The sequence below is a fragment of the Streptomyces sp. NRRL F-5126 genome, from assembly GCF_000721265.1.
In the GTDB taxonomy this organism is placed as follows: domain Bacteria; phylum Actinomycetota; class Actinomycetes; order Streptomycetales; family Streptomycetaceae; genus Streptomyces.
On record NZ_JOFZ01000006.1, the window covers coordinates 533,673 to 558,146 of the forward strand.

A 24,474-nucleotide genomic window follows, 5' to 3' on the forward strand; every position below is an offset into this window, starting at 1 on the left:
GCGGGCCGGCCGACGTGCGCGCGGCTACGCGGCCGCGTCGCGCTTGAGCGCCTCCATGGCCCGGTCCGTCACCTCGGTGACCTTGCCGAGCGCCGAGATGGTGACCACCAGGCCCTGGGCCTTGTAGTAGTCGATGATCGGCTCGGTCTGCGTGTGGTAGATCTCGAGCCGCTTGCGGACGGTGTCCTCGTTGTCGTCCTCGCGCTGGTACAGCTCGCCGCCGCACGCGTCGCACACGCCGTCGCGCTTCGGCGGGTTGTAGCTCACGTGGAACACGTGCGAGCTGTCGTTGCGGCAGATCCGCCGGCCGGCGATCCGCTTGACGACCTCGTCCTCCGGGACCTCGAGGTCGAGGACCGCGTCGAGTGCGAGGCCGTCCTCGCCGAGCGCCGCGTCCAGCGCCTCCGCCTGCGCCACGTTGCGCGGGAAGCCGTCGAGCAGGAAGCCCCCGGCCGCGTCGGGCTGTGCCATGCGCTCGCGCGCCATGCCGATGGTCACCGAGTCGGGCACCAGGTCGCCGGCGTCGATGAACTGCTTCGCCTGCTTGCCGAGCGGCGTGCCCTGGCTGATGTTGGCGCGGAAGAGGTCGCCCGTGGAGATGTGCGGGATCGACAGGTTCTTGGCGAGATACGCGGCCTGCGTACCCTTGCCGGCGCCCGGAGGACCGACCAGGACGATTCGCATCAGCGGAGGAACCCTTCGTAATGGCGCTGCTGGAGCTGGCTCTCGATCTGCTTGACGGTCTCCAGGCCCACACCGACGATGATGATGATGCTGGTGCCGCCGATCGCGTTGCCGGCTCCGCCGTAACTCGCCAACGCCACTGTCGGCGCGAGAGCGACAAGACCCAGGTACAGCGATCCCGGCCAGGTGATCCTGTTGAGCACGTAGCTCAGGTACTCGGCGGTGGGACGGCCGGCCCGGATGCCCGGGATGAAGCCACCATACTTCTTCATGTTGTCGGACACTTCCTCGGGGTTGAACGAGATCGCCACGTAGAAGAAGGCGAAGAACACGATCAACAGGAAGTAGGTCACCACGTAGTAGGGGTGGTCGCCCTTGACGAAGTTGTCCTGGATCCACGTCTTCCAGCCCGAGGTGGAGCTGGAGAACTGCGCGATCAGGGCGGGGATGTACAGCAGCGAAGAGGCGAAGATGACCGGGATCACACCGGCCTGGTTCACCTTGAGCGGGATGTACGTCGAGGTCCCGCCGTACGAGCGGCGGCCGATCATGCGCTTCGCGTACTGGACGGGGATGCGCCGCTGCGCCTGCTCGACGAAGACGATCAGGCCGACCATGACGAAGCCGATCAGGATGACGCCGCCGAAGTTGATCCAGCCGCCGGCCAGCGAACCGGCCTCCTTGATGGACCACAGCGTGCCGGGGAAGCCCGCGGCGATGGAGACGAACATCAGGATCGACATGCCGTTGCCGATGCCCTTGTCGGTGATCACCTCACCGAACCACATGACCACCGCGGTGCCCGCGGTCATCGTGATGACCATCACGATGGTCGTGAACATCGAGTGGTTGGGGACGATGCTCGACGCGGTCGGGCAGCCCTGGAACAGCGCGCCGCTGCGGGCGGTGGCGACGAGGCCGGTGCCCTGGAGGATGGCGAGGGCGACCGTCAGGTAGCGGGTGTACTGCGTGATCTTCGTCTGCCCGGACTGGCCCTCCTTCTTGAGGGCCTCCAGCCGGGGGATGACCACGGTCAGCAGCTGGAGGATGATGCTCGCCGTGATGTACGGCATGATGCCGAGCGCGAAGAGCGTGATCTGCAGCAGCGCCCCACCGCTGAACATGTTGACCAGCCCGAAAAGGCTGCTGTTGCCCTTTTGGGCCGCGTTCACACACGTCTGTACGGCCTCGTAGCTCACCCCGGGGATCGGGATGTGTGCGCCGAGCCGGTACAGCACGATGATGCCGAGCGTGAAGAGCAGCTTCTTGCGCAGGTCGGGCGTCTTGAACGCCCGGGCGAACGCGGTGAGCACGGTGCCTCCTGCGACCCCCGCGCCAGTGCGTCAGAGGTGACGGTCTTGAGGATCGACGGATTCGGTGCCGGACCGCCCTGTGAGCGGACGGGAGGCCCGGTGGTTGCAGCAACAATCCACGCCACCATACCGGGGGCAATGGCTTCGGCGGAACGACCAACCGGGGATACCCCCTTCACAGAGGTATCCCCGGTCAGATGTTTCAGGCCATCCGTTCCGCTCAGGCGGACTCGGTGACGCTGCCGCCGGCGGCGGTGATCTTCTCCTTGGCGGAGCCGGAGGCGGCGTTCACCGACACCGTCAGCGCCACGGAGACCTCGCCCTGGCCAAGAACCTTGACCGGGCTGTTCTTGCGCACCGCACCCTTGGCGACGAGGTCGTCAACGGTGACCTCGCCACCCTCCGGGTAGAGGGCCGAGAGCTTGTCCAGGTTGACGACCTGGTACTCGGTGCGGAACGGGTTCTTGAAGCCCCTCAGCTTCGGGAGCCTCATGTGGAGGGGCATCTGCCCGCCCTCGAAGTTCTCCGGAACCTGGTAGCGGGCCTTCGTGCCCTTGGTGCCACGACCAGCGGTCTTGCCCTTGGACGCCTCACCACGACCCACACGGGTCTTGGCGGTCTTGGCGCCCGGAGCAGGACGGAGGTTGTGGACCTTCAGCGGCTTCTGCTCCGCCATGTCAGTCGACCTCCTCGACCGTCACGAGGTGGCGGACGGCTCGCACCATGCCGCGGAACTCGGGGCGGTCCTCCTTGACGACCACGTCGTTCAGGCGCTTGAGCCCGAGCGAACGCAGCGTCTCGCGGTGGTTCTGCTTGCTGCCGATGTACGACTTCGTCTGCGTGATCTTGAGGCGAGCCATTACGCACCCGCTCCCGCACGCGCACGCAGCAGGGCCGCGGGAGCGACGTCCTCGAGGGGCAGACCGCGGCGGGCCGCGATCTCCTCGGGACGCTGCAGGCCCTTCAGGGCCGCGACCGTCGCGTGCACGATGTTGATCGCGTTGTCCGAGCCGAGCGACTTCGACAGGATGTCGTGCACGCCCGCGCACTCCAGGACGGCACGCACCGGGCCACCGGCGATGACGCCCGTACCGGGGGAAGCAGGCTTCAGCAGGACGACGCCCGCGGCCTTCTCACCCTGGATGGGGTGCGGGATGGTGCCCTGGATACGGGGGACCTTGAAGAAGTGCTTCTTGGCCTCCTCAACGCCCTTGGCGATGGCGGCCGGCACCTCCTTGGCCTTGCCGTAGCCGACACCGACGGTGCCGTCACCGTCGCCCACCACGACCAGCGCGGTGAAGCTGAAGCGACGACCACCCTTCACAACCTTGGCGACACGGTTGATCGCGACAACGCGCTCAACGTATGCGGTCTTGTCGGCGCCGGAGCCACCGTCACGGCCCTTCCGGTCCCGCCGCTCGCCGCCACCGGCACCGCTACCGCGGCGCTGGGGTCCAGCCATTGGAATTACCTCTCTCTGTTACGTCCGCTGTGCGTGGGAACCGGAATCAGAACTTCAGACCGGCTTCGCGGGCGGCGTCAGCCAGAGCGGCGATGCGCCCGGCGTACTTGTTGCCACCACGGTCGAACACGACGGCCTCGATGCCGGCGGCCTTGGCGCGCTCCGCGACCAGGGAACCGACCTTCTTCGCCAGGTCGCTCTTGTCACCGTCCGCACCGCGGATGGAGGTGTCCAGGGTCGACGCCGACGCGAGCGTGTGGCCCGCGATGTCGTCGACGACCTGCGCCACCATGTGGCGGTTGGAACGCGTCACGACGAGGCGCGGACGCTCCGACGTACCCGAGATCCTCTTGCGGACGCGGATGTGACGGCGCTTGATGGCAGCGGCCTTGTACGCGTCGCCCTTGGCGATCTTCACACCGTATGCCATGGCTTACTTACCAGCCTTTCCGACCTTGCGGCGGATGACCTCGCCCGCGTACTTGACGCCCTTGGCCTTGTACGGGTCGGGCTTGCGCAGCTTGCGGATGTTGGCAGCGACTTCGCCGACCTTCTGCTTGTCGATGCCCTCGACCGAGAACTTCGTGGCCGACTCGACCTTGAAGCTGATGCCCTCGGGCGCCTCGACCGTGATCGGGTGGCTGTAGCCAAGCGCGAACTCCAGGTTGGAGCCCTTCGCCTGGACGCGGTAACCGACACCGCTGATTTCGAGCGCCTTGCTGTACCCCTGGGTCACGCCGGTGATCATGTTCGCCACCAGCGTGCGGGACAGGCCGTGCAGCGACCTGTTCTGACGCTCGTCGTTCGGACGCGTGACGCTGATGACGCCGTCGTCGTCCTTGGTGACCTCGATCGGAGCCGCAACGGTGTGCGCGAGGGAGCCCTTGGGGCCCTTCACGGAGACCGTACGGCCGTCGATGGTGACGTCCACACCGGCGGGAACCTGGATGGGGAGCTTGCCGATACGCGACATGAGCTTTCTCCTTCCGTTCCCGAGTTACCAGACGTAGGCGAGGACTTCCCCACCCACGCCCTTCTTGCCCGCCTGCTGGCCGGTCAGGAGACCGTGCGACGTGGAGATGATCGCCACGCCCAGGCCGCCGAGAACCTTCGGCAGGCTGGTGGACTTCGCGTACACGCGGAGACCCGGCTTGGAGATCCGCTTGATGCCGGCGATCGAACGCTCGCGGTTCGGGCCGAACTTCAGCTCAAGGACGAGGTTCTTGCCGACCTCGGCGTCCTCGGTCTTCCAGCCGGTGATGAAGCCCTCCTGCTGGAGGATCTCAGCGATGTGCGACTTGATCTTGCTGTGCGGCATCACGACGGTGTCGTGGTATGCCGAGTTCGCGTTACGCAGACGCGTGAGCATGTCTGCGATGGGATCAGTCATGGTCATGAATTGGCCTTCGGCCTCTCTCGCCGGGGTTTCCTGTATGCGTCGTCCCTCTCCCCGATCCGAGACGGGGCAGGTGTGACGCGGGGACCTACGGCGTAGTAAGCAGCACGTGCGGGACGGTGCCCGCTGATGTCGGGCGGCAGGGGCCCAACCCCACAAGCCTAAGCCATGCGGGGAAGGGCTCCTGCCAACCAGTTGCCTACCGAGAGACTCCGGGTCGTTCTCCGTACGAGGCGGAGGACTACCAGGAGCTCTTGGTCACGCCCGGCAGCTCGCCGCGGTGCGCCATCTCACGGAGGCACACACGGCACAGGCCGAACTTGCGGTACACGGAGTGGGGCCGGCCACAGCGCTGGCAGCGCGTGTACCCGCGCACGCCGAACTTCGGCTTGCGGGCGGCCTTAGCGATCAGAGCCTTCTTCGCCACGTCGGTCACATCTCCTTGAACGGGAAGCCGAGGTGACGCAGCAGGGCACGACCCTCGTCGTCATTGGTCGCCGTGGTGACCACGGTGATGTCCATGCCCCGGACCCGGTCGATCCTGTCCTGGTCAATCTCGTGGAACATGACCTGCTCGGTGAGACCGAAGGTGTAGTTGCCACGGCCGTCGAACTGCTTCGGGGACAGGCCGCGGAAGTCACGGATACGCGGCAGCGCGAGCGACAGCGTACGGTCCAGGAACTCCCACATGCGGTCGCCGCGCAGCGTGACGTGGCAACCGATCGGCTGGCCCTCGCGCAGCTTGAACTGCGCGATGGACTTGCGGGCCTTGGTGACGGCGGGCTTCTGGCCGGTGATCGCGGTGAGGTCCCGGATCGCGCCGTCCATCAGCTTCGAGTCGCGGGCGGCGTCGCCCACACCCATGTTGACCACGATCTTCACGAGACCGGGGGTCTGCATGACGTTCTCGTACTTGAACTCGTCACGCAGCTTGCCCGCGATCTCGTCGCGGTAGCGCGTCTTGAGACGCGGCGCAGTGGTGGTAGCCATCAGATGTCCTCACCGGTCCGCTTGGCAACGCGGATCTTGTTGCCTTCGTCGTCGAAGCGGTAACCGACGCGGGTCACGACCTTGTTGCCGTCCTTCTCCACGACCAGCTGGACGTTGGAGACGTGGACGGGCGCCTCGGTGGTGATGATGCCGCCGGTCTGCGAACCGCGCGAGGTCTGGCCGGTCTTGGTGTGCTTCTTGACCCGGTTGACACCTTCGACGAGGACGCGGTCCTGCTTGGGGTAGGCCACGATGACCTTGCCCTGCTTGCCCTTGTCCTTGCCGGTGATGACCTGGACCAGGTCGCCCTTCTTGATCTTCATACCTACAGCACCTCCGGCGCGAGAGAGATGATCTTCATGAACTTCTTCTCGCGCAGCTCACGACCCACCGGGCCGAAGATACGGGTGCCGCGGGGGTCGCCGTCGTTCTTGAGAATGACGGCGGCGTTCTCGTCGAAGCGGATGTACGACCCGTCCTGACGGCGGCGCTCCTTGACGGTGCGAACGATGACCGCCTTGACGACGTCACCCTTCTTCACGTTGCCGCCGGGGATCGCGTCCTTGACGGTGGCGACGATGACGTCACCGATGCCCGCGTAGCGGCGACCGGAGCCACCGAGAACACGGATGGTGAGGATTTCCTTCGCACCCGTGTTGTCGGCGACACGCAGTCGCGACTCCTGCTGGATCACGTCTATCTCCTGATCGTCTGCCGGTTCCCCGGGGGCCGCCGCTTGGCGAGCGGCCCCCGGAGCCTGGCGGAACTGTTCCGAGGGGGCGAACTCCCCCTCGGAGGGGGTTACTTGGCCTTCTCGAGAATCTCGACGACGCGCCAGCGCTTGGTCGCCGACAGCGGCCGGGTCTCCATCAGGAGTACGCGGTCGCCGACGCCGGCGGCGTTCTGCTCGTCGTGGGCCTTGAGCTTGTTCGTACGGCGGATGACCTTGCCGTACAGGGCGTGCTTGACGCGGTCCTCGACGGCGACGACGACGGTCTTGTCCATCTTGTCGCTGACGACCAGGCCTTCACGGCTCTTGCGGAAACCGCGCTCGGCGGTGTTCGTCTCAGTCACGTTGCTCTCGCTCATCAGGCGCTCTCCACCACTGTCTCGATGCCCAGCTCGCGCTCACGCATCAGGGTGTAGATCCGCGCGATGTCCTTGCGCACGGCCTTGAGGCGGCCGTGGTTCTCAAGCTGCCCCGTCGCCGCCTGGAAGCGGAGGTTGAACAGCTCTTCCTTGGACTCCCGGAGCTTGCCGACAAGCTCCTCGTTGCCCAGCTCGCGCAGCTCAGAGGCCTTGGTGCCGACCGACATCACGCTTCACCTGCCTCGCGCCGCACGATCCGGCACTTCATCGGGAGCTTGTGAGCAGCGCGGGTGAGCGCCTCACGAGCGGTCTTCTCGTTCGGGTACGACAGCTCGAACATCACCCGACCGGGCTTGACGTTCGCGATCCACCACTCGGGCGAGCCCTTGCCTGAACCCATGCGGGTCTCGGCGGGCTTCTTGGTGAGCGGGCGGTCCGGGTAGATGTTGATCCAGACCTTGCCACCACGCTTGATGTGGCGGGTCATGGCGATACGAGCGGCCTCGATCTGGCGGTTCGTCACGTACGCCGGGGTCAGCGCCTGGATGCCGTACTCGCCGAACGTGACCTGCGTACCACCCTTGGACATACCGCTGCGCTTCGGGTGGTGCTGCTTGCGGTGCTTGACCCTACGCGGGATCAGCATGGCGGTCAGGCCTCCGTTCCGGTGCTCTCGGCAGGGGCCGGCGCGGCAGCGGTGGCTTCCTCGGCCTTGGGGGCCTCGGTCGCCTGGCTCTGCCGGTCGGTCTGCTGCTGCGGCCTGCGGCCACGGCCGCCGCGCTCGCCACCGCGGCCACCACGGCCGGCCGGGCGGTCGCCGCCCCGGGCCGGGCGGTTGCCTGCGCGAGCCGCGGCGTTCTCCGCGCGGACCTCAGCGATGTTCTTGACGTCGCCCTTGTAGATCCAGACCTTCACGCCGATGCGGCCGAAGCTGGTCCTGGCCTCGAAGAAGCCGTAGTCGACGTTGGCGCGGAGCGTGTGCAGGGGCACGCGGCCCTCGCGGTAGAACTCCGAGCGGGACATCTCGGCGCCGCCGAGGCGGCCACCGCACTGGATCTTGATGCCCTTGGCGCCGGCCTTCATCGTCGACTGCATGCTCTTGCGCATGGCGCGACGGAAGGAGACGCGGGAGGACAGCTGCTCGGCGACGGCCTGCGCGACCAGCTGGGCATCCGTCTCGGGGTTCTTGACCTCGAGGATGTTCAGCTGGACCTGCTTGCCGGTGAGCTTCTCCAGCTCGCCGCGGATGCGGTCGGCCTCCGCGCCGCGGCGGCCGATGACGATGCCCGGCCTGGCGGTGTGGATGTCGACGCGGACGCGGTCGCGGGTGCGCTCGATCTCCACCTTGGAGATGCCGGCACGCTCCATGCCCTTCGTCATCATCCTGCGGATGGCGACGTCTTCCTTGACGTAGTCCTTGTACAGCTTGTCGGCGTACCAGCGGGACTTGAAGTCCGTGGTGATGCCGAGCCGGAACCCATGCGGGTTAACCTTCTGGCCCATTACCGGGTTCCTTCCTTGCTGCTGAGGACCACGGTGATGTGGCTGGTCCGCTTACGGATCCGGTACGCGCGGCCCTGGGCGCGCGGCCGGAACCGCTTCAGGGTCGGGCCCTCGTCGACGTACGCCTCGCTGATGAACAGCGTGGTGGCGTCGGTGTGGTCGTAGTTGTGGCTCGCGTTGGCGATGGCGCTGTTGAGCACCTTGCCAACGGGCTCGCTCGCGGCCTGCGGGGCGAAACGCAGGACCGCCTGAGCCTCCGTGGCGTCCATGCCACGGATGAGGTCCACCACACGGCGGGCCTTCATGGGCGTGACGCGGATGTACCGCGCCTGGGCCCTGGCTTCCATGGTTGTCCCTTCGGTGTTTGTCATGATCGGTTCCACCCCGCTGCTAGCGGCGCTTCGACTTCCGGTCGTCCTTGACGTGGCCGCGGAAGGTGCGAGTCGGCGAGAACTCGCCGAGCTTGTGGCCGACCATCGACTCGGTGATGAACACCGGGACGTGGATCTTGCCGTTGTGCACCGCGATCGTGTGGCCCAGCATGGCCGGGACGATCATCGAGCGACGGGACCAGGTCTTGATGACGTTCTTGGAGCCTGCCTCGTTCTGCACGTCCACCTTCTTGATCAGGTGGTCGTCGACGAAGGGCCCCTTCTTGAGACTGCGCGGCATCTTGAAACCCGCTCCTAGCGCTTCTTGTTCGTCTTGCGGCGGCGGACGATGTACTTGTTGCTCGCCTTCTTGGGAGCCCGAGTACGACCTTCCTTCTGACCCCACGGCGAGACCGGGTGGCGGCCACCGGAGGTCTTGCCCTCACCACCACCGTGCGGGTGGTCGACCGGGTTCATGGCGACACCGCGGACGGTCGGGCGGACGCCCTTCCAGCGCATGCGGCCGGCCTTGCCCCAGTTGATGTTCGACTGCTCGGCGTTGCCGACGGCACCGATCGTGGCGCGGCAGCGCACGTCGACCATGCGGACCTCGCCGGACGGCATGCGAAGGGTGGCCATGGAGCCCTCCTTCGCGAGCAGCTGCACCGAGGAGCCCGCGGAGCGGGCGAACTTGGCGCCGCCGCCGGGGCGCAGCTCGATGGCGTGCACCGTGGTACCGACGGGGATGTGGCGCAGCGGCAGGTTGTTGCCCGACTTGATGTCGGCGCCTGCGCCGGCCTCGATGCGGGCGCCCTGCTCCAGGCCCGCGGGGGCGAGGATGTAGCGCTTCTCGCCGTCCGCGTAGTGCAGCAGCGCGATGCGCGCGGTGCGGTTGGGGTCGTACTCGATGTGCGCGACCTTGGCGGGGACGCCGTCCTTGTCGTGCCGACGGAAGTCGATGACACGGAAGGCGCGCTTGTGGCCACCGCCCTGGTGGCGGACGGTCACACGACCGGCGTTGTTGCGGCCGCCCTTGCTGTGCAGGGGACGGACCAGCGACTTCTCCGGCGTGGACCGCGTGATCTCGACGAAGTCGGCGACACTGGAGCCACGACGGCCCGGGGTCGTCGGCTTGTACTTGCGGATACCCATTCTTAAGTCCTCGGAAGATTCCGGACTTCGAAACGATCCGGCCTCCGTCAGGAGGTCGGGCCGCCGAAGATGTCGATGCGGTCGCCCTCGGCGAGGGTCACGATGGCGCGCTTGGTGTCAGCCCGCTTGCCGAAACCGGTGCGGGTGCGCTTGCGCTTGCCCTGCCGGTTGATCGTGTTGACGCCGGTGACCTTGACCTGGAAGACCGCCTGGACGGCCTGCTTGATCTGGGTCTTGTTGGCGCGCGGGTCGACGACGAACGTGTACTTGTTCTCGTCGAGCAGGGCGTAGCTCTTCTCCGAGACGACCGGCTTGACGAGGATGTCGCGCGGGTCCGCGAGGGACTTGCTCAGCGGGGTCTCGACGACCGGGCCCTTGACGCCGCTCCTGGCCTTGGCCAGGCGCTTCGCCTTGGCGGCCTTGGCCGCCTTGGGCGCGATGCTGGGGTGACGCGTAGCCATCAGGCCTCGCTCCCTTCGGTTTCGTTGGCCTTGTTCGGGCCGGCGACGAAGGACTCGAAGGCGGCCTTGGTGAAGACCACGTCGTCCGAGACGAGCACGTCGTACGTGTTGAGCTGGCCCGGCTCCAGGATGTGGACCTGGGGCAGGTTGCGCGCGGACAGCCACGCGGCCTCGTCGGCGCGCTCGACGACCAGGAGCAGGTTCTTGCGCTCACTGATCTTGCCGAACAGGGTCTTCGCGGCCTTGGTGGACGCGGTGTCGCCCTCGATGACGCCGGAGACGACGTGCACGCGCGCGTTGCGGGCACGGTCGGTGAGGGCGCCACGCAGCGCGGCGGCCTTCATCTTCTTCGGGGTCCGCTGCGAGTAGTCACGCGGCACGGGGCCGTGGACGACGCCACCGCCGGCGAACTGCGGCGCGCGGGTCGAACCCTGGCGGGCCCGGCCTGTGCCCTTCTGGCGGTACGGCTTCTTGCCGCCACCGCGGACCTCGCCACGCGTCTTGGCCTTGTGCGTGCCCTGGCGGGCGGCGGCCAGCTGCGCGACGACGACCTGGTGGATCAGCGGGATGCTGACCTTGGCGTCGAAGATCTCCGCGGGAAGCTCGACGCTGCCCGACTTCTCGCCCGCGGGCGAAAGGATGTCAATGGTGCTCATGGTTTACCTCAGGCCCCCTTGGCCGCGGTACGAACCAGAACGAGACCGCCGTTCGGACCGGGAACCGCGCCCTTGATGAGCAGCAGGCCCTTCTCCGCGTCCACGGCGTGCACGGTCAGGTTCTGGGTGGTGACCCGCTCGTTGCCCATGCGGCCCGCCATGCGGAGGCCCTTGAACACGCGGCCCGGGGTGGCGCAGCCACCGATGGAGCCGGGAGAGCGGTGCTTGCGCTGGGTACCGTGACCGGCGCCGAGGCCCTTGAAGTTGTGACGCTTCATGACACCGGCGAAGCCCTTGCCCTTGCTCTTGCCGGTGACGTCGACCTTGATCCCGGACTCGAACACGTCGGCCTTGACCTCCTGGCCGAGCGTGTACGTGGACGCGTCCGAGGTGCGGAGCTCCACGAGGTGGCGGCGGGGGGTCACGTCGGCCTTGGCGAAGTGGCCCTTGAGGGGCTTGTTCACCTTGCGCGGGTCGATCTCGCCGAAGGCGATCTGGACCGACTCGTAGCCGTCGGAGTCATTCGTACGGACCTGGGTCACGACGCAGGGTCCGGCCTTGACGACGGTCACCGGGACGACACGGTTGTTCTCGTCCCAGACCTGGGTCATGCCGAGCTTCTCGCCCAGGACGCCCTTGATCTGCTTGGTCATCTCTTCCGCGCCTCTCAGAGCTTGATCTCGATGTCGACGCCGGCCGGAAGGTCCAGGCGCATCAGCGAGTCAACGGTCTTGGGCGTCGGGTCGAGGATGTCGATCAGGCGCTTGTGCGTGCGCATCTCGAAGTGCTCGCGAGCGTCCTTGTACTTGTGCGGCGACTTGATGACGCAGTACACGTTCTTCTCTGTGGGCAGCGGCACCGGGCCCGCGACCGACGCACCAGTGCGGGTCACCGTCTCGACGATCTTCTTCGCCGAGGAGTCGATGACCTCGTGGTCGTAGGCCTTGAGCCGGATGCGGATCTTCTGTCCCGGCATGCTTCTTCGAATTCCTGTCTCTGTCTTACCGCTCTGCCACCGCTGGCCGACCCACGCGGTCGGGCGTGTCGCGTTCCCCTTACGGCCGAGTCCCTTGCGGGAACCCACGAGCGGGGGAAACGGAACCGGGCCGATCAGAGGAGACCGACCACCACCGGTGCCTGGCTGGTACCCCGCGACGCTTCCCGGAAGATTCCCGTACGTCCGCCCCAGCGCTGCCCGGGGGCAGTTGAGGCGACGAGTACTGTGGGACTCGCTTCCGGTCCCCCCGGCGGGAGGCGCGCAGCATCGGCACTCAACCGAGCAACCGGACCAGTGTGCCATAGCGCCCCGGGGCCTGGCCAATCGCGGCGAAGAACCCTACCCCACGCGCACACGTCCGAATCGTCAGCGCCCCGCGGGGCGCCCTTTCGGGCGCGTGACCCGGTCGATGCGGCACCCCCGGCGCCAAGGCCGCCCCCGAGCCGGGGACCGGGCGGCCACCGGCCCGCGCTCCCAGCGGACCGGCGCGCGTGACACCGGCCGTGGCGGCACGCCCGCCGAAACGCGGCACCGGCGGGAGACGGTCAGCGGCGGCTTCCGCGCGGCGCGACCGTGACGATCCGCGGGGACGCCGAGCGGTCGCGGTCGTCGTCCTCATCCCGCCGGTCGCGCCGGGACCTGCGGTATTCCGGCGGCCACTCGGACTCGGGGATCGCGTCCATCGTCATGTGCGCGAACTCGCGGCGGGCGTCCTCGCGGATCCTGCGGGTCGACGGCACCTCCCCGGCGCGCTCGCGTGCGCTGACGGAACGCGAGTCGTAGGGGTCGAGCCTCGTGCTGAGCCTCCGGCTCAGCGGGTCGTACGGGCTGCGGACGCTGTACTCCGCCTCCCTGTACTGGTTCGGGCCGCGGTACCCGTTCGAGCCCATCTGCGTGATGGGCGCGCCCAGCATGTCGACGCCGTCCATGCGCGCGGGGTTCTCGTAGCGGAGGTGGTGCATGTTCGTCGACTGCGTGCCGGCGAGCATGTTGTCGCGGCGCTGCGGTGTGCCGCCCACCGGGTCCCCGCTCGCCCAGGCCGCTTCGCGGTGCAGCCAGCTGAAGTCGCTGCGCCTCGGGCCACCGGACCTCGCCACCGCGTCCCCCGCGGACCCGCCCATCAGCGTGTTCTGGTCGGGGTTCCTGGTACGCGGCCTGTTCGACCTGGAGTCGGCGGTGATGTAGGTGACACCGTTCTCCTGGTAACGCGGGGTGCGGGAGTGGGTGTCCTCGATGTCGTCGTCCGCCCACCTGGGGCTCCGGGTGATGGTGACGATCTCCGGCGCGCGCTGCACGGACGGCATCGCGGCGGACGCCTCGTGCGCGCCCCCGGCGTCGGCCTGCGCGCCCTCGGCGGCCTGCGGCTGCGCGGGGGCGCTGCGCATGCTCGTGGCCCAGGACTCCGCGTCCCTCTCGTCCTTGTCGTTCGCGTCCGAGAGGTTGATGTTGCCGCCGTTGTTCTTGCCCGCCACGGCCCCTTGCTGCTGCTGCCAGGCGTGGCGCAGCTCGTGCAGGATGGTGTGCTCGTCGTTGCCGCCCTCGCCGACCACGATGTGCCGGCCCGTGGTGTAGGCGCGTGCCCCGAGCTCGGCCGCCGACCGCCGCGCGGCCTCGCCGGTGTGCATCTCCACGTCGGCGAGTGAGTGGCCGCCCAGGCCCTGCTCCGCCTTGAAGCGGATCGCCGGGTCCACGTCCTGGCCCTTGGACGCGATGACCTTCTGCACGGACTCGCTCTGCACGGGCTGGTCGTGACCGCACCCGGCGCCGTGCTCGTGCTCGTCGAGCTCCTCGGCACGCTCCTCGACCTGCATGCGCCGCTGCACGCCGACCAGGTGCGACACCGCCGTGTTTCCCAGGGAGCGCTGCAGGGCAAGCATCGGCGGGACCGGCACGGCGGCGCGCGCGGCGCGCTGCGCGGCGTCCCGTGGCTGGGACGCGACGCCCCGTTGGAATGCGGGCATGGGGGGCTCCCTGTCAGACAGCGGTGTTCATGCTCGCACAGCCAACCGCCCCTCGGGAGCGGTGACAAGGGCAGAAGAGGCACACCTTGCCAGGCGTACGGACACCGGAGGCTGCCCACTGGTGCCCCGGCGCTCCCTTCCCGTCCGCCGGGGTCAGGTGTCCCAGCGCACGTCGAGCGCGGACGGCTTGCGGAAGACCAGGCCGCGCGGGCCGCTCGGCGGGCGGTCGGCGTCGAGGCGCAGCCCCGGCAGCCGCTCGAAGCAGGCGCGCAGCGCGATCACGGCCTCGAGGCGGGCCAGGTGGGCACCGAGGCAGTAGTGCGGCCCGTAGGCGAACGCCAGGTGCAGCCGTGCGTTCGCGCGGCGCGGGTCGAACCGGTCGGGGTCGTCGAACACCTCGGGGTCGCGGTTCGCGCCGGCCAGCGACACGGTCACGAGATCGCCGGCGCGGATGCGCGCCCCGGCGAGTTCGACGTCGCGCGTCGCGTACCGGTCCACCACGGCCGCGCCCGGCTCCAGCCTCAGGGACTCCTCCACGGCGCCGTCGAGCAGGCCCGGCTCCTCACGCACCCCGGCGGCGAGCGCGGGCTCGGACAGCAGGTGGAACAGCGCGTTGGCGATCATGCCCTCGGTCGTCTCGATGCCCCCGAACAGCAGCACCGCCGCGTTGGACGCGATCTCCGGCAGGCCGAGCCGGCCGGCGGCGCTCACCAGCAGCGACTCGGCGCGCTCGGCGCGCAGGGTGGCCGCGACGGCGTCCCGCAGCGCGGCATACGCGGCGGGCCCCTCCGCCCCGGCGTCCTCGCCGTGCGTGAGCCGGTCGACGGCCCGCACGATCTCGTCGTACCAGCCGAGCACGTCGGCCACGGGCACGTCGGCCAGCCCCAGCACGTCGGCCATGACGACGGCCGCGAGCGGCCCGGCGAACCCGCGCCGCAGCTCGCCGCGGCCCCGTGGGGCGAGCCCGTCGAGCAGCCGCGCCGCCTCGCGCTCGATCGACTCGGCGAAGGCGGCGCGCACGGCACGCGGCTTGAAGGGCTCGACGAACGGCTCGCGGTGGCGGGCGTGTTCCGCCCCGTCGAGGGAGAGCATGCTCGGGCCGACGACCTGCGCGGTGGTGAAGCGCGGATCGTCCACGGTGAAGGTCTCCGCGTCCCGCATCACGTCGACGGCGGTCTCCCGCCGCGTCACGACCCACCCGCCGAGCGCGTCCAGCCACACGACGGGCCCCTCGCCGCGCAGCCGGGCGAGATGCGGGTGGGGATCGGCCGCGAGATCGGCGAGGGTGGGCGAGTCGACCATCGGACGAGCGTATTACGCCCACGCGTCGCGCCCGCTCTGCCTCTCGGAGTGCCCTCAAGAACCTTGCGCCGCTGAGACCCCGACGGTAGTCATGGTCGCGCAGCCCGTGGAACAACTGAAGGAGCATCGTGCGCGCACAGGGACAGCCGTCCAAGGCCAAGGAGGCGGGTCCTGGACCGCGACCGGTGACGCGCCCGCGGCCCGCGGCGGACAGGCTGCTCGCGGGTGACAGGAGCCCCGCTGGGGTACTGGCCCTGCAACGTGCCGTGGGCAACTCCGCCGTCTCCCGCGTGGTCGGGGAACAGCGCTACCCGGCTCCCGCCCACCCCCTCGCGACCGTGCAGCGCGCGCCGGCGGCCGCCCCGGCGGATCCGGAGGTCCGGCACATCCACGACTTCGTGACGGAGACGCTCAGCACGTCGGACAGACTGATCGCCGAGGCGAAGTCGTTCCGCTGGCGCTTCACCGGAAAAACGGAAAAACAGAAGCAGTGCGACGAACTCGGCAGAGCTCTGGACACGGCCGAGCACATGATCTACCGCCAGTTTCGCAGTGATCCCGAGGGCAAGAAGGACAACCCGCGCAACACCGGTCTGAAGGAATTGCTGGACAAAATCCAGAAGCGGCATCTCGCGTATGTGGAGATCCTGCACGCCGGCCGGCTGCGCCCCTTCGGCGCGGATGTCGATCCCGACGACTCCGAAGCCCTTGACGAACTGTCGGGAACGTGGTCGAAAGTCGTCGCCGGGCAGGCGATCAGCACGTCGACGAAACCGCGCCCCTTCGGCGAGGACCGCGACCCCGCCCCGCTCAAGGGCTTCGACACCCAGATGCTCTCCGCCCATGCCCGGCTTCTCTCCCGGCAGCGCGGCCGTGCCCTGGTGGGCGATCTGGCCTCGACCCCCGCGCCGACCGGCGTCAACGTCATCCCCTACCACCCCGAACAGCTCGAATTCATGGGCGGCGCCACCGGGGCCGGTGCGGAGGCCTTGGCGGACGACGCCCCGAAGGCATTGGCGCGGGGCGACAAGGAACCGGGCGCCGGTTCCAGCAGCCTGATCGCTGTACCTCACGACTTCAAGGACAGCGAAGGAGCGAAGAAGGACGAGTCCATTTCCCCCGCCTTCCTGGTGTACGGCCACGAACTGATCCACGCGCAACACAACAAACACGGCATCAACGTCAGAGACATCGACAACGAAGAGAAGGCGACGGTCTCCGGTACGGAGAAGTCGGGCCTGCTGCACATGGAGAAAGGCCTGCGCCCGACCACGGAGGAGATGCTCAGGGACGAGCACAACCTCCCACGCCGAGGCGGATACACCTGACCTTCTCGTGCTCCTCCTCACCTCGGCGCCCGGCCTGTACCGAGCCCCTGTCCGACGAAAAGGCCACCACCACCGTCGCGTTCTTCGCCGCGTGGTAACCGAACCCGACCGGCTCGTCGGGATCGGGATCGAGATCGGGATCGGTGCGATCGTCGACTGAGCCCGGCCGGGGGCCCCGGGGCCACCGGGCGATCGCGGAAACTCAACCCCCGTGCGCCGCCCCGCGCAGGGCCCGCTCCGCGACCCGGGCAGCCGCCGACGCGGTCAGCAGGCGGCTGAAGACGCAGGTCTGGAGGGTGTTGAGACGGCCGTCGACGACCGCGGGGCCGCGGCCGCGCAGGGCGGACATCACGGTGCCCGCGACGGAACCGGGCTCGCGCTTTCCTGGCATGCGCCGCGTGTTCATCGCGGTGGCGGTAAGGTCCCGGGCTGACCGCCACGACCCGCACGCCCGTCTCCCTCGTCTCGGCCCACACCGCCTGGGTGAAGGACAGCACGAACGCCTTCGAGGCCGCGTAGGCGGCCATGTAGGGGGCGGGCGCGTACGCACCGGTGCTCGCGATATTGACGATCGCTCCGCGTCCCCGCGCGACCATGGCGGGCAGCAGGAGCGCCGTCAGCTCCGCCACGGCCCCGGCGTTGAGGTCGACCAGGCCCCGCACCCGCACGGGATCGCTGCCGGCGACCGGCCCCAGCATGTCGACGCCGGCGTTGTTGACCAGCACGTCGACCTCGGTCCCCGCTCCCGCCAGCCACTCGGCCAGCCGGAAGGGGGCACCCGGGTGCGACAGGTCCAGCGCGAGCGTCGACACCTGGACCCCGCGCTCGGCCCGCAGCCGCTCGGCCGCCGCCTCCAGGCGCGCGCCGTCCCGCGCCACCAGGACCACGTCCATGCCCTGCCCGGCCAGCCGCTCGGTGATCGCGGCCCCGATGCCTGTCGCGGCGCCGGTCACGACCGCGGTCCGCCGCCTCGGCTCTTCTTTCGTCCTCATGCCAGGAACGGTAAACTTTGACATTGACGTCAATGTCAAGCCTGATTCCAGGGCATCGAGGGAGGTACGGCGTGCGCGTCGGTGAACTCAGCAGGGCCACCGGGGTCAGCACCCGCTCGCTGCGGTACTACGAGGACCAGGGGCTGCTCTCCAGCGAGCGCCGCGCCAACGGATACCGGGAGTACGGCGAGCAGGCCGTGCGCCAGGTCGCCTTCATCCAGGACCTCTACCGCGCGGGGCTGCCGTCCCGGATCATCCGGGACGTCCTCCCCTGCACCGCGTCGGCACCGCCCGCGGGCGACTGCACGCGACTCCTGGCCCGCGTCCGGGAGGTCCGCGACGAACTCGCCCGCCAGGAGCGGCAGATCGCCCAGCGCCGCGAGATGCTCGACCGGTACCTCGCGGGCACGGCGACCCCTGCCGGCCTCGGTGACCTCGGCTGCCGCTCTCAGTAGCGTGCGGTGGCCGATGGCCGACGGCCTCTCAGAGGGTGAGGACGAGCTTGCCCCGCAGGTGGCCGCCGTCGAGCAGCCGGTGCGCGTCCGCGACGCGCTCGAACGGGAACGTCTCCTGCACGTGCACCCGGAGCCTGCCCTGTTCGACGAGGTCGACGAGGCCTCGCAGGGCGACGGGATCGGGCTCGACCCCGATGCCGCTGAAGCGCAGGCCGGCCGCCGCGTACCTGGCGGCGAGTGCCGCGTCCTCCTCGGCGACCGCCGTCACCAGGTGGCCGCCCGGCCTGAGCACGCCGAGCGAGCGCTCGGCGGTATCGCCGCCGATCGTGTCGAGTACGAGGTCGACGTCGCGGACCGACTCGGCGAAGTCGACGGCCGTGTAGTCGATCACCTCGTCGGCGCCGCAGCCCTCGACGAACTCCCGCTTGCTCGCGCCCGCAGTGGTGATCACGTGCGCCCCGAGCGCCTTCGCGATCTGGATCGCGACATGCCCTACCCCGCCGCCACCGCCGTGCACCAGGACCCGGTCGTCCTCTTTCACTTCGCCCAGATCGACGAGGCCCTGCCACGCCGTGAGCCCGACGACCGGCAGCGCCGACGCCTCGACGTGCGACAGCGACGCCGGCTTGCGCACCAGGTGCAGCGCGGGCGACACCACGGCCTCGGCGTACGCGCTCGCCATCCGCGGGAAGAGCGGCATCCCGAACACCTCGTCGCCTGGCCTGAACCGCCACGTCTGCGCCTGCTCGACCACGCCGCTGATGTCCCAGCCGAGGACGAACGGCGGCTTGCCGATCAGCGGGAACTCGCCGGCGCGCAACCGCGCCTCCAGCGGGTTCAACCCGATCGCCTTGACGCGGACGAGGACCTCGGTCGGCAGCGGTTGCGGCTCGGGCGCGTCCACGACGGTGAGCACCTCGGGACCGCCGAGCGTCTGCTGCGTGATGACTCGCATGACTCTCCTTGCACAGGTAAGGGGGAAGAGCATCCACGCTAGGTTTTCGATAGGAACCGCCAGGTACCGTTGGTGCCATGAGCGATTGCGGTCCCGGTGATCTCTTTCTCGCCGACTGTCCGGGGCGTATGGCGGTCGAGCTGATCGCCGACAAGTGGACGGTGGTCGTGCTCTACGGCCTCAGCGAGGGCCCCGTGCGCCACGGGGATCTGATCGGGCTGATCGGCGGCGGCATCTCCCGCAAGGTGCTCACGCAGACGCTCCGGCGCCTCCAGGCGCACGGGCTCATCCGCCGCCACGCCTACGCCGAGGCGCCGCCCCGCGTCGAGTACGAGCTCACGCCGCTCGGGGCGACGCTGATCGACCCGATCCACACGCTGACGGAATGGGCGAGGGCGAACGGCGAAGCGGTCCTGGACGCGCTCGACGCGGACGCCGGCTGAGGCATGCTGGTGCGATGGACCTCTCACGGCAGGTGGTCGCTTCCGGCTCGCCACTCGAACCCCAGATCGGCTTCTCGCGTGCGGTACGCAAGGGAGCACACGTCGCGGTCGCCGGCACCGCCCCCATCGGCGACGACGGGACGACCGTCGGGCGAGGCGACGTCTACGCCCAGACGGTGAGGTGCCTGGACATCGCGCAGGCGGCGCTGGAGGCAGCCGGGGCATCGGTGCGCGACGTCGTACGCACCCGCATCATGCTGACGGACGTGACCAGTTGGCGGGACGCCGCGCGGGCACACGGCGAGCGATTCGCGTCCGTCCGGCCCGCCTGCACCTTCGTCGAGGTCTCACGGTTCATCGACCCCGACTGGCTGGTCGAGGTCGAGATCGACGCGATCGTCGGCTGACCCCGGAGGAGCCGCCGCGTCCGCCGGGGCGACCCAGGATCGCCGGATGGACGCCCCCGAGACCCGCCTGGATCGCGCCCGCCGACGCCGAGCCACCGCACACACGATCCTCGACCGGCTCGCGTTGTTCGAGCGCTGGCGCCCCCTCGGCTCGCCCGTGCTCGTCGGATCGGTCGCCCTGGATCTGGTGGTGGAGCCCGACATCGACATGGAGGTCTACTCCCCCGCCCCGTCCGTCGCCGACGGGTTCGCCGCACTCGCCCCCTGCGCGGGGCTCCCCGGGGTGCGCAAACTGCGCTTCGCCAACGCCCTCGACCTGCCCGACCGGGGGCTCTACTGGCGTCTCGACTACGAGTTCACGCCCGACGAGACCTGGCAGATCGACATGTGGTGGCTGCCCGACGACCACCCCGGCCCGCGCGCGGCGGACCTCGTCGCCCCGATACGCGCCGCCCTGGACGCCTCGACACGCGACGCGGTCCTCACGATCAAGGAGGACGCGGCGGCACGGGGCGAGGCGACACAAGGCGTGTGGGTCTACCAGGCGGTCCTGGACCATGGGGTCCGCACCTACGACGAGTTCCGCGCGTGGCGCGCCGGGACGGCCGCGGACGGCCTGACGCCGTGGCGTCCGGCTGCCCCGTCTACTTGCCGTAGTGGTACCGGCAGCCGACGATCACCCGGGAGAAAGAACCCACCGACCCACCCACCCGACCCTCCCGGCCCGACCGACCCCGCAGGTCACCTGGGAGAGTGATCATCTCCGGAATACTCGCTTCCGGCGCGGCTCGGCAGGCAAGTTCGGCCGCAAAGGCACCTGCCGAGCACTTCGGCCAGGCGCCCGACCACCGACAACCAAAGACGGCCCCCGCCGGGCTGACATCCCGGACGAGGGCCTGACCACTCAGGAAGCAGAAATGGACCTTCCCTATGGCTTTGAAGCAGCTTAACGCGCCACAGCGCGCTCGTTCCGTGGATCGCCGATCCCCCTCCGGATTGGTGAAGATCAGCGCGCCCCACGCCCGTAACTTCACCGTCGTCGGCAACCACCTCGCCCAGCACCCGCACCTCTCGGGCCTCGCGATTGGGCTCGCCACGCACCTGCAGTCGCTGCCCGACGGCGCCCGCGCGGACGTCCGCACACTGTCCAGACGTCTGCGCGAAGGGCGCATCCGAATCGCCGCCGCGCTAAGGGAGTTGGAGGAGTACGGCTATCTGGCGCGGCCACGCGAGCGCACGGCGGACGGGCGTGTCATCACACGCATCTACGTGTACGACAACCCTGCCGCAACGCGCTCCGAGTGCGGTAAACCGGTGGGCTCAACATGCCGCAGACGTCCGCCTGTTCGAGACACCGTCGCGCCGCCACCGGTCGAACCGCCCGCCGATCCACCGGCCGAACCGGCCACGACGGACACACCACCGGCCCCACCCGCACGGGAAGCGCCGCCCCCGTCGCCGGAACACGCCCCCGCCGCCGCGCTCCTCGCGGGCCTGCGCACGCGCGATCCCCGGCTCATGCTCTCCGAGCGCGACATCCGCCGCCTGGCCCCCGCCGTCGCGGAGTGGCTCGCGCGGGACGCGTCGCCCGAGGCCGTACGCATCGCCCTGACCACCGGGCTCCCGTCCGACCTGCACAGTCCCGTGGCTGTTCTGCGCTACCGGCTCGCCGAACTCGTACCGCCACCGCTGCCGGTGTCGGCGCCACCGGACGCCCCGCGCGGTGGGCCGCCGCCGTTCCAGACGTGCGACGCGTGCGACCGTGCGTTTCGCTCGCCGGAGCCCGGCCTGTGCGGGGACTGCCGTCCGCACGAGGCTGCGGCGGTCAGCCCTCTCCCGCGCCCAGGTCTCCGTGGAGACGGACGGCCACTGTGCACGCCGGCGGCATGACGAGCGGGGTCAGCAGGAGAAAGGCCACGACGGTGGGCAGGACCTTCACCAGCACGCCCGTGATCCACACGTTGCCGTCGCTGAGCCACAGCATGCCGAGTCCGGCGAAGTGCGCGACGGGTGCTGCCGCGAGCCTGCCCGCCAGGAAGACGAGCACGGCGGCACCGGTGACCAGCAGGCCCTGCCAGAAACACCGCCACCGCGCGCGGCGCGTCAGCACCCACGAGCGGTACAGCGCAACGAACGGCGATCGCCGCTCAAGCACCGTCTCCGCCGTGGCCGCCGAGAGCCGGAAGTACAACACGGGCGCGAGACACCAGACAACTACCGGCAGCACCCAGCCCACCAGCGCGTACTGCGGGGTCGCCGTTTCGTGCAGTGGCGTGGGCTCGATGCCGGGTATCTCGTCGCTCTCGACGAAGGCCCACCAGGCATAAGCGGCGACCTCAACCGCCCCCACAACGACACCGGTCAGCGCGTTGACCACGAGGGCCGCCGGAAAGCGCCGCCGTATGCGCCGCCACAACTCGCGGCGGGTCTGCGGCTCCCCACGGCTCCCGACCGCGTACCCGGTGTGCAGGACGGTGAGGGTGAGCAGCGCGAGCACGAGCGCCAGCGCGAAGACGACGAACCCGACCCTCACCAGCGGCCACCAACTGCCGTCGGCGTACGCCGCGTACGAATCCTCGTTGGCGATGTTCTCGTCCGCGTACTGCCGGACGTGCTCGAAGTCGCCCCACGTCGCGGCGAATCCGCCCGCCAGGATCGCGCAGGCGAGCACGGCCGTCCCGGCGGACACGACGAGGGTGAAGCGGTACGGCCCACCGCGATAGCAGTCGGCGACGCCGCGCGCCGCTCTCCGGACAGTGCTGCCGTTTCCGTTTCCGTCGTGTGCCATGCCCTGGCGTTACCTCCGTGCGGTGTGTGGTGACGGCAGGCAAGACGCCGTGACATGCGCACGGGGTTCCCGGGGCGTGGCCCGGTTGGCGACCGGGGCCCCCTCCGGCGGAGGAAGGACCCCGGCTGCTGACGTACCGGCGCTGTGGGCACCACCGCGTTTCCCGCTGTGCGGGTCAGGCGGTGGTGGGAGCGTCGGCGGTGGTGGGGGCGTCGGCGGCGTCGTGGCGGTGGATGCCGGCCGCGGCGAGGGCGGCGGCGAGGGCCGCTATGACGGCGGCGCCGTAGAAGGCCCAGGAGTAGCCGTGTTGGAGCGCGGCCATCTGTGCGGTGCCGTGGTGTGCCGCGGCGGCGGTGCGGGTGGTGGCCAGCGCCACGAGCGCGGCCAGGCCGAGGGCGCCGCCGGCCTGCTGGCTGGTGTTGACCAGCCCGCCGGCGATGCCGGCCTGGTCGGCGGGTACGCCCGCGACGGCGACGGCGGTCGCGGGGACGAACGCGGCCCCGAGGCCGAGCCCGAGCAGCATCGTCGGGCCGAGCAGGTCCGCGAGGAAGCTTCCGTGCACCGGGGCGAGGCCGAGCCAGGCCAGGCCGGCGGCGAAGACCAGCAGCGATCCGGCGAGCACGGCGCGAGCACCGAGCCGGGCCATCAGCGGGGCCGCGGCGCCGGCCGCGACGATCAGTGCGGCGGCCAGCGGCAGTTGCGAGACGCCCGCGGCGATCGGCCCGTAGCCGAGCACGATCTGCTCGTACAGCGACAGGAAGTAGAAGGCCCCGAACATCGCCGCGCCGGTCAGCAGCATGACCGCGTTTCCCGCGCCGACCGTGCGGATACGCAGCAACCGCAGCGGAACGAGCGGATGGGCCGCCCGCGACTCGGCGATCACGAACGTGACGAGCAAGGCGGCGGCGACGGCGAAGCCGGTCAGGGTGGCGGCCGATGCCCAGCCCCAGGTGCCGCCTTCGGACAGGGCCGTGACCAGGGCCACCAGGCCGCCGGTCACCGTCGCGGCGCCGGGCAGGTCGAAGCTGCCCGCACCCAGCGGCACGGATCGACGAGCGCGGCTTTCCGCGACCACGGTCCGTACGACGGCCAGCACAGCGGCTCCGACGGGCACGTTGATCAGGAACACCGACCGCCAGCCGAGCCCGCCGGTGAGCAGCCCGCCGAGCAGCACTCCGGCGGCTGATCCGCCGGCGGCGACCGCACCCCAGATGCTCAGCGCCTTGGCTCGCTCGGCGGCGATCGGGAACATCGCGGTGACGAGCGAGAGTGCGGCCGGCGCCAGCAGTGCGGCCCCGGCGCCCTGGAGGGCGCGTGTGGTGATGAGCATGGCCCCGTTCTGCGCCAGGCCGCCGGCCAGGGAAGCGGCGGTGAAGACGCCGACACCGATGGCGAAGACCCGTCGGCGGCCCAAAAGGTCCGCCAACCGGCCGCCCAGCGGTAGCAGCCCGCCGAAGGCGATCACATACGCGGTGATGATCCAGGCCAGACTCTGGTGGCCGATGTGGAGGCCGGTGCCTATCGCGGGCAGAGCGATGTTCACGATCGTCGCGTCGAGCACGACCATGAACTGCGCCACCGCCAGCACGCCCAGCCCCTGCCACCGGCGCGACGCCATCGGGGTGTCAGGAGGCGCCGTCTCGGTGCTGATCGACTCCGTCGACATGGTGTTTCCCTTCTTCACGGCCTGCGCTGAGGTCGATTATGTGAGTGAACACATACTTCTGAAGGCATGCGATAGGGCACGTCCTCAGCCTTGCTGTTCCATG

Annotated in this window: 35 protein-coding genes; 6 read left to right on the plus strand and 29 right to left on the minus strand. The window is 69.6% G+C overall.

Translation table 11 applies throughout. The features are described 5' to 3' along the window. Positions 1–24: 24 nt before the first annotated feature. The 25 genes from IH48_RS0115325 to IH48_RS0115445 all read right to left on the minus strand — a co-directional run bounded on the left by IH48_RS0115325 (position 25) and on the right by IH48_RS0115445 (position 15,337). Positions 25–684, minus strand: a complete 660-nt coding sequence (locus tag IH48_RS0115325; protein ID WP_030903828.1) for an adenylate kinase — start codon at positions 682–684, stop codon at positions 25–27. Beyond that, positions 684–1,997, minus strand: coding sequence for a preprotein translocase subunit SecY (secY, locus tag IH48_RS0115330; RefSeq protein ID WP_030903830.1), 1,314 nt, complete (start codon positions 1,995–1,997; stop codon positions 684–686). The genes IH48_RS0115325 and secY overlap by 1 nt, the downstream gene beginning before the upstream one ends. 220 nt (positions 1,998–2,217) lie before the next feature. After that, on the minus strand, positions 2,218–2,673 hold the full coding sequence (gene rplO / locus IH48_RS0115335; RefSeq protein ID WP_030903832.1) for a 50S ribosomal protein L15: 456 nt from the start codon (positions 2,671–2,673) through the stop codon (positions 2,218–2,220). A 1-nt stretch (position 2,674) separates the two neighbouring features. Beyond that, positions 2,675–2,857 (minus strand): 50S ribosomal protein L30, encoded by a 183-nt coding sequence (rpmD, locus tag IH48_RS0115340; protein WP_030903834.1) that lies wholly within the window; start codon positions 2,855–2,857, stop codon positions 2,675–2,677. Continuing rightward, on the minus strand, positions 2,857–3,459 hold the full coding sequence (gene rpsE / locus IH48_RS0115345; RefSeq protein ID WP_030903837.1) for a 30S ribosomal protein S5: 603 nt from the start codon (positions 3,457–3,459) through the stop codon (positions 2,857–2,859). Before rpsE ends, rpmD begins: the two co-directional genes overlap by 1 nt. A 46-nt stretch (positions 3,460–3,505) precedes the next feature. Continuing rightward, entirely contained in the window at positions 3,506–3,889 is a 384-nt protein-coding gene (gene rplR / locus IH48_RS0115350; RefSeq protein WP_030903839.1) for a 50S ribosomal protein L18, read from the minus strand. 3 nt (positions 3,890–3,892) lie between these two features. Next, positions 3,893–4,432: a 50S ribosomal protein L6 gene (gene rplF / locus IH48_RS0115355; protein ID WP_030903842.1), complete on the minus strand. Its 540-nt coding sequence runs from the start codon at positions 4,430–4,432 to the stop codon at positions 3,893–3,895. A 24-nt stretch (positions 4,433–4,456) separates the two neighbouring features. Next, positions 4,457–4,855: a 30S ribosomal protein S8 gene (gene rpsH, locus IH48_RS0115360; protein WP_030903845.1), complete on the minus strand. Its 399-nt coding sequence runs from the start codon at positions 4,853–4,855 to the stop codon at positions 4,457–4,459. A 241-nt stretch (positions 4,856–5,096) separates the two neighbouring features. Continuing rightward, positions 5,097–5,282, minus strand: a complete 186-nt coding sequence (locus IH48_RS0115365; protein ID WP_003948630.1) for a type Z 30S ribosomal protein S14 — start codon at positions 5,280–5,282, stop codon at positions 5,097–5,099. Between the two features lie 5 nt (positions 5,283–5,287). Beyond that, complete coding sequence (rplE, locus tag IH48_RS0115370; protein WP_030903848.1) at positions 5,288–5,845, minus strand: 50S ribosomal protein L5; 558 nt, start codon at positions 5,843–5,845, stop codon at positions 5,288–5,290. Further along, positions 5,845–6,168 (minus strand): 50S ribosomal protein L24, encoded by a 324-nt coding sequence (gene rplX / locus IH48_RS0115375; protein ID WP_030903850.1) that lies wholly within the window; start codon positions 6,166–6,168, stop codon positions 5,845–5,847. Before rplX ends, rplE begins: the two co-directional genes overlap by 1 nt. 2 nt (positions 6,169–6,170) lie before the next feature. Continuing rightward, positions 6,171–6,539, minus strand: coding sequence for a 50S ribosomal protein L14 (gene rplN / locus IH48_RS0115380; protein ID WP_003966950.1), 369 nt, complete (start codon positions 6,537–6,539; stop codon positions 6,171–6,173). 107 nt (positions 6,540–6,646) lie between these two features. Continuing rightward, on the minus strand, positions 6,647–6,934 hold the full coding sequence (gene rpsQ / locus IH48_RS0115385; protein ID WP_030903851.1) for a 30S ribosomal protein S17: 288 nt from the start codon (positions 6,932–6,934) through the stop codon (positions 6,647–6,649). Further along, entirely contained in the window at positions 6,934–7,161 is a 228-nt protein-coding gene (gene rpmC / locus IH48_RS0115390; protein WP_030903853.1) for a 50S ribosomal protein L29, read from the minus strand. The genes rpsQ and rpmC overlap by 1 nt, the downstream gene beginning before the upstream one ends. After that, entirely contained in the window at positions 7,161–7,580 is a 420-nt protein-coding gene (gene rplP / locus IH48_RS0115395) for a 50S ribosomal protein L16 (RefSeq protein WP_030903854.1), read from the minus strand. Before rplP ends, rpmC begins: the two co-directional genes overlap by 1 nt. A gap of 5 nt (positions 7,581–7,585) precedes the next feature. Further along, positions 7,586–8,437: a 30S ribosomal protein S3 gene (gene rpsC / locus IH48_RS0115400; RefSeq protein ID WP_030903857.1), complete on the minus strand. Its 852-nt coding sequence runs from the start codon at positions 8,435–8,437 to the stop codon at positions 7,586–7,588. After that, positions 8,437–8,784 (minus strand): 50S ribosomal protein L22, encoded by a 348-nt coding sequence (rplV, locus tag IH48_RS0115405; RefSeq protein WP_030903860.1) that lies wholly within the window; start codon positions 8,782–8,784, stop codon positions 8,437–8,439. Before rplV ends, rpsC begins: the two co-directional genes overlap by 1 nt. A 43-nt stretch (positions 8,785–8,827) precedes the next feature. Beyond that, positions 8,828–9,109, minus strand: coding sequence for a 30S ribosomal protein S19 (gene rpsS / locus IH48_RS0115410; RefSeq protein WP_030903863.1), 282 nt, complete (start codon positions 9,107–9,109; stop codon positions 8,828–8,830). Between the two features lie 14 nt (positions 9,110–9,123). Further along, a complete protein-coding gene (rplB, locus tag IH48_RS0115415) occupies positions 9,124–9,960 on the minus strand; it encodes a 50S ribosomal protein L2 (protein ID WP_030903865.1) in 837 nt (278 codons plus the stop codon). 47 nt (positions 9,961–10,007) lie between these two features. Beyond that, positions 10,008–10,421 (minus strand): 50S ribosomal protein L23, encoded by a 414-nt coding sequence (rplW, locus tag IH48_RS0115420; RefSeq protein ID WP_030903869.1) that lies wholly within the window; start codon positions 10,419–10,421, stop codon positions 10,008–10,010. Next, entirely contained in the window at positions 10,421–11,077 is a 657-nt protein-coding gene (gene rplD, locus IH48_RS0115425; protein WP_030903871.1) for a 50S ribosomal protein L4, read from the minus strand. Before rplD ends, rplW begins: the two co-directional genes overlap by 1 nt. An 8-nt stretch (positions 11,078–11,085) precedes the next feature. Continuing rightward, complete coding sequence (gene rplC, locus IH48_RS0115430; RefSeq protein ID WP_030903873.1) at positions 11,086–11,730, minus strand: 50S ribosomal protein L3; 645 nt, start codon at positions 11,728–11,730, stop codon at positions 11,086–11,088. 14 nt (positions 11,731–11,744) lie between these two features. After that, a complete protein-coding gene (gene rpsJ / locus IH48_RS0115435) occupies positions 11,745–12,053 on the minus strand; it encodes a 30S ribosomal protein S10 (RefSeq protein ID WP_030903875.1) in 309 nt (102 codons plus the stop codon). A 566-nt stretch (positions 12,054–12,619) separates the two neighbouring features. Then, positions 12,620–14,035, minus strand: coding sequence for a DUF4157 domain-containing protein (locus IH48_RS34400; protein WP_051839809.1), 1,416 nt, complete (start codon positions 14,033–14,035; stop codon positions 12,620–12,622). A 153-nt stretch (positions 14,036–14,188) separates the two neighbouring features. Beyond that, positions 14,189–15,337 (minus strand): cytochrome P450, encoded by a 1,149-nt coding sequence (locus tag IH48_RS0115445; RefSeq protein WP_030903879.1) that lies wholly within the window; start codon positions 15,335–15,337, stop codon positions 14,189–14,191. A gap of 266 nt (positions 15,338–15,603) precedes the next feature. Between IH48_RS0115445 and IH48_RS0115450 the strand changes: the two genes are divergently transcribed. Then, positions 15,604–16,665 (plus strand): M91 family zinc metallopeptidase, encoded by a 1,062-nt coding sequence (locus IH48_RS0115450; protein ID WP_158710299.1) that lies wholly within the window; start codon positions 15,604–15,606, stop codon positions 16,663–16,665. A 17-nt stretch (positions 16,666–16,682) separates the two neighbouring features. On the opposite strand, the gene IH48_RS33350 is transcribed toward IH48_RS0115450, so the two are convergent. Continuing rightward, entirely contained in the window at positions 16,683–17,618 is a 936-nt protein-coding gene (locus tag IH48_RS33350; protein WP_199809950.1) for an SDR family NAD(P)-dependent oxidoreductase, read from the minus strand. A gap of 110 nt (positions 17,619–17,728) precedes the next feature. Here IH48_RS33350 and IH48_RS0115460 point away from each other — a divergent pair, with 110 nt between their 5' ends. Beyond that, positions 17,729–18,112, plus strand: a complete 384-nt coding sequence (locus tag IH48_RS0115460) for a MerR family transcriptional regulator (RefSeq protein ID WP_030903884.1) — start codon at positions 17,729–17,731, stop codon at positions 18,110–18,112. A gap of 28 nt (positions 18,113–18,140) precedes the next feature. On the opposite strand, the gene IH48_RS0115465 is transcribed toward IH48_RS0115460, so the two are convergent. Next, positions 18,141–19,067 (minus strand): NADP-dependent oxidoreductase, encoded by a 927-nt coding sequence (locus tag IH48_RS0115465; protein WP_030903886.1) that lies wholly within the window; start codon positions 19,065–19,067, stop codon positions 18,141–18,143. A 77-nt stretch (positions 19,068–19,144) separates the two neighbouring features. On the opposite strand from IH48_RS0115465, the gene IH48_RS0115470 reads away from it, so the two are divergent. The 4 genes from IH48_RS0115470 (at position 19,145) to IH48_RS0115485 (ending at position 21,807) form a co-directional block, all read left to right on the plus strand. Beyond that, positions 19,145–19,510, plus strand: coding sequence for a winged helix-turn-helix transcriptional regulator (locus IH48_RS0115470; protein ID WP_030903888.1), 366 nt, complete (start codon positions 19,145–19,147; stop codon positions 19,508–19,510). A 14-nt stretch (positions 19,511–19,524) separates the two neighbouring features. After that, on the plus strand, positions 19,525–19,917 hold the full coding sequence (locus IH48_RS0115475; RefSeq protein WP_030903890.1) for a Rid family hydrolase: 393 nt from the start codon (positions 19,525–19,527) through the stop codon (positions 19,915–19,917). 46 nt (positions 19,918–19,963) lie between these two features. Then, the gene (locus tag IH48_RS0115480; RefSeq protein ID WP_051839811.1) at positions 19,964–20,674 is read left to right on the plus strand and encodes a hypothetical protein; all 711 of its coding nucleotides are present in this window, start codon (positions 19,964–19,966) and stop codon (positions 20,672–20,674) included. Positions 20,675–20,889: 215 nt separating this feature from the next. After that, positions 20,890–21,807 carry a helix-turn-helix domain-containing protein gene (locus tag IH48_RS0115485; protein ID WP_234434256.1) on the plus strand — a complete coding sequence of 306 codons (918 nt, stop codon included), beginning with the start codon at positions 20,890–20,892 and terminating at the stop codon, positions 21,805–21,807. Here IH48_RS0115485 and IH48_RS0115490 read toward each other — a convergent pair. After that, positions 21,743–22,705 (minus strand): hypothetical protein, encoded by a 963-nt coding sequence (locus tag IH48_RS0115490; RefSeq protein WP_030903897.1) that lies wholly within the window; start codon positions 22,703–22,705, stop codon positions 21,743–21,745. The genes IH48_RS0115485 and IH48_RS0115490 overlap by 65 nt on opposite strands. Positions 22,706–22,880: 175 nt before the next feature. Further along, on the minus strand, positions 22,881–24,371 hold the full coding sequence (locus IH48_RS0115495) for a DHA2 family efflux MFS transporter permease subunit (RefSeq protein ID WP_078849744.1): 1,491 nt from the start codon (positions 24,369–24,371) through the stop codon (positions 22,881–22,883). Between the last annotated feature and the right edge of the window lie 103 nt (positions 24,372–24,474).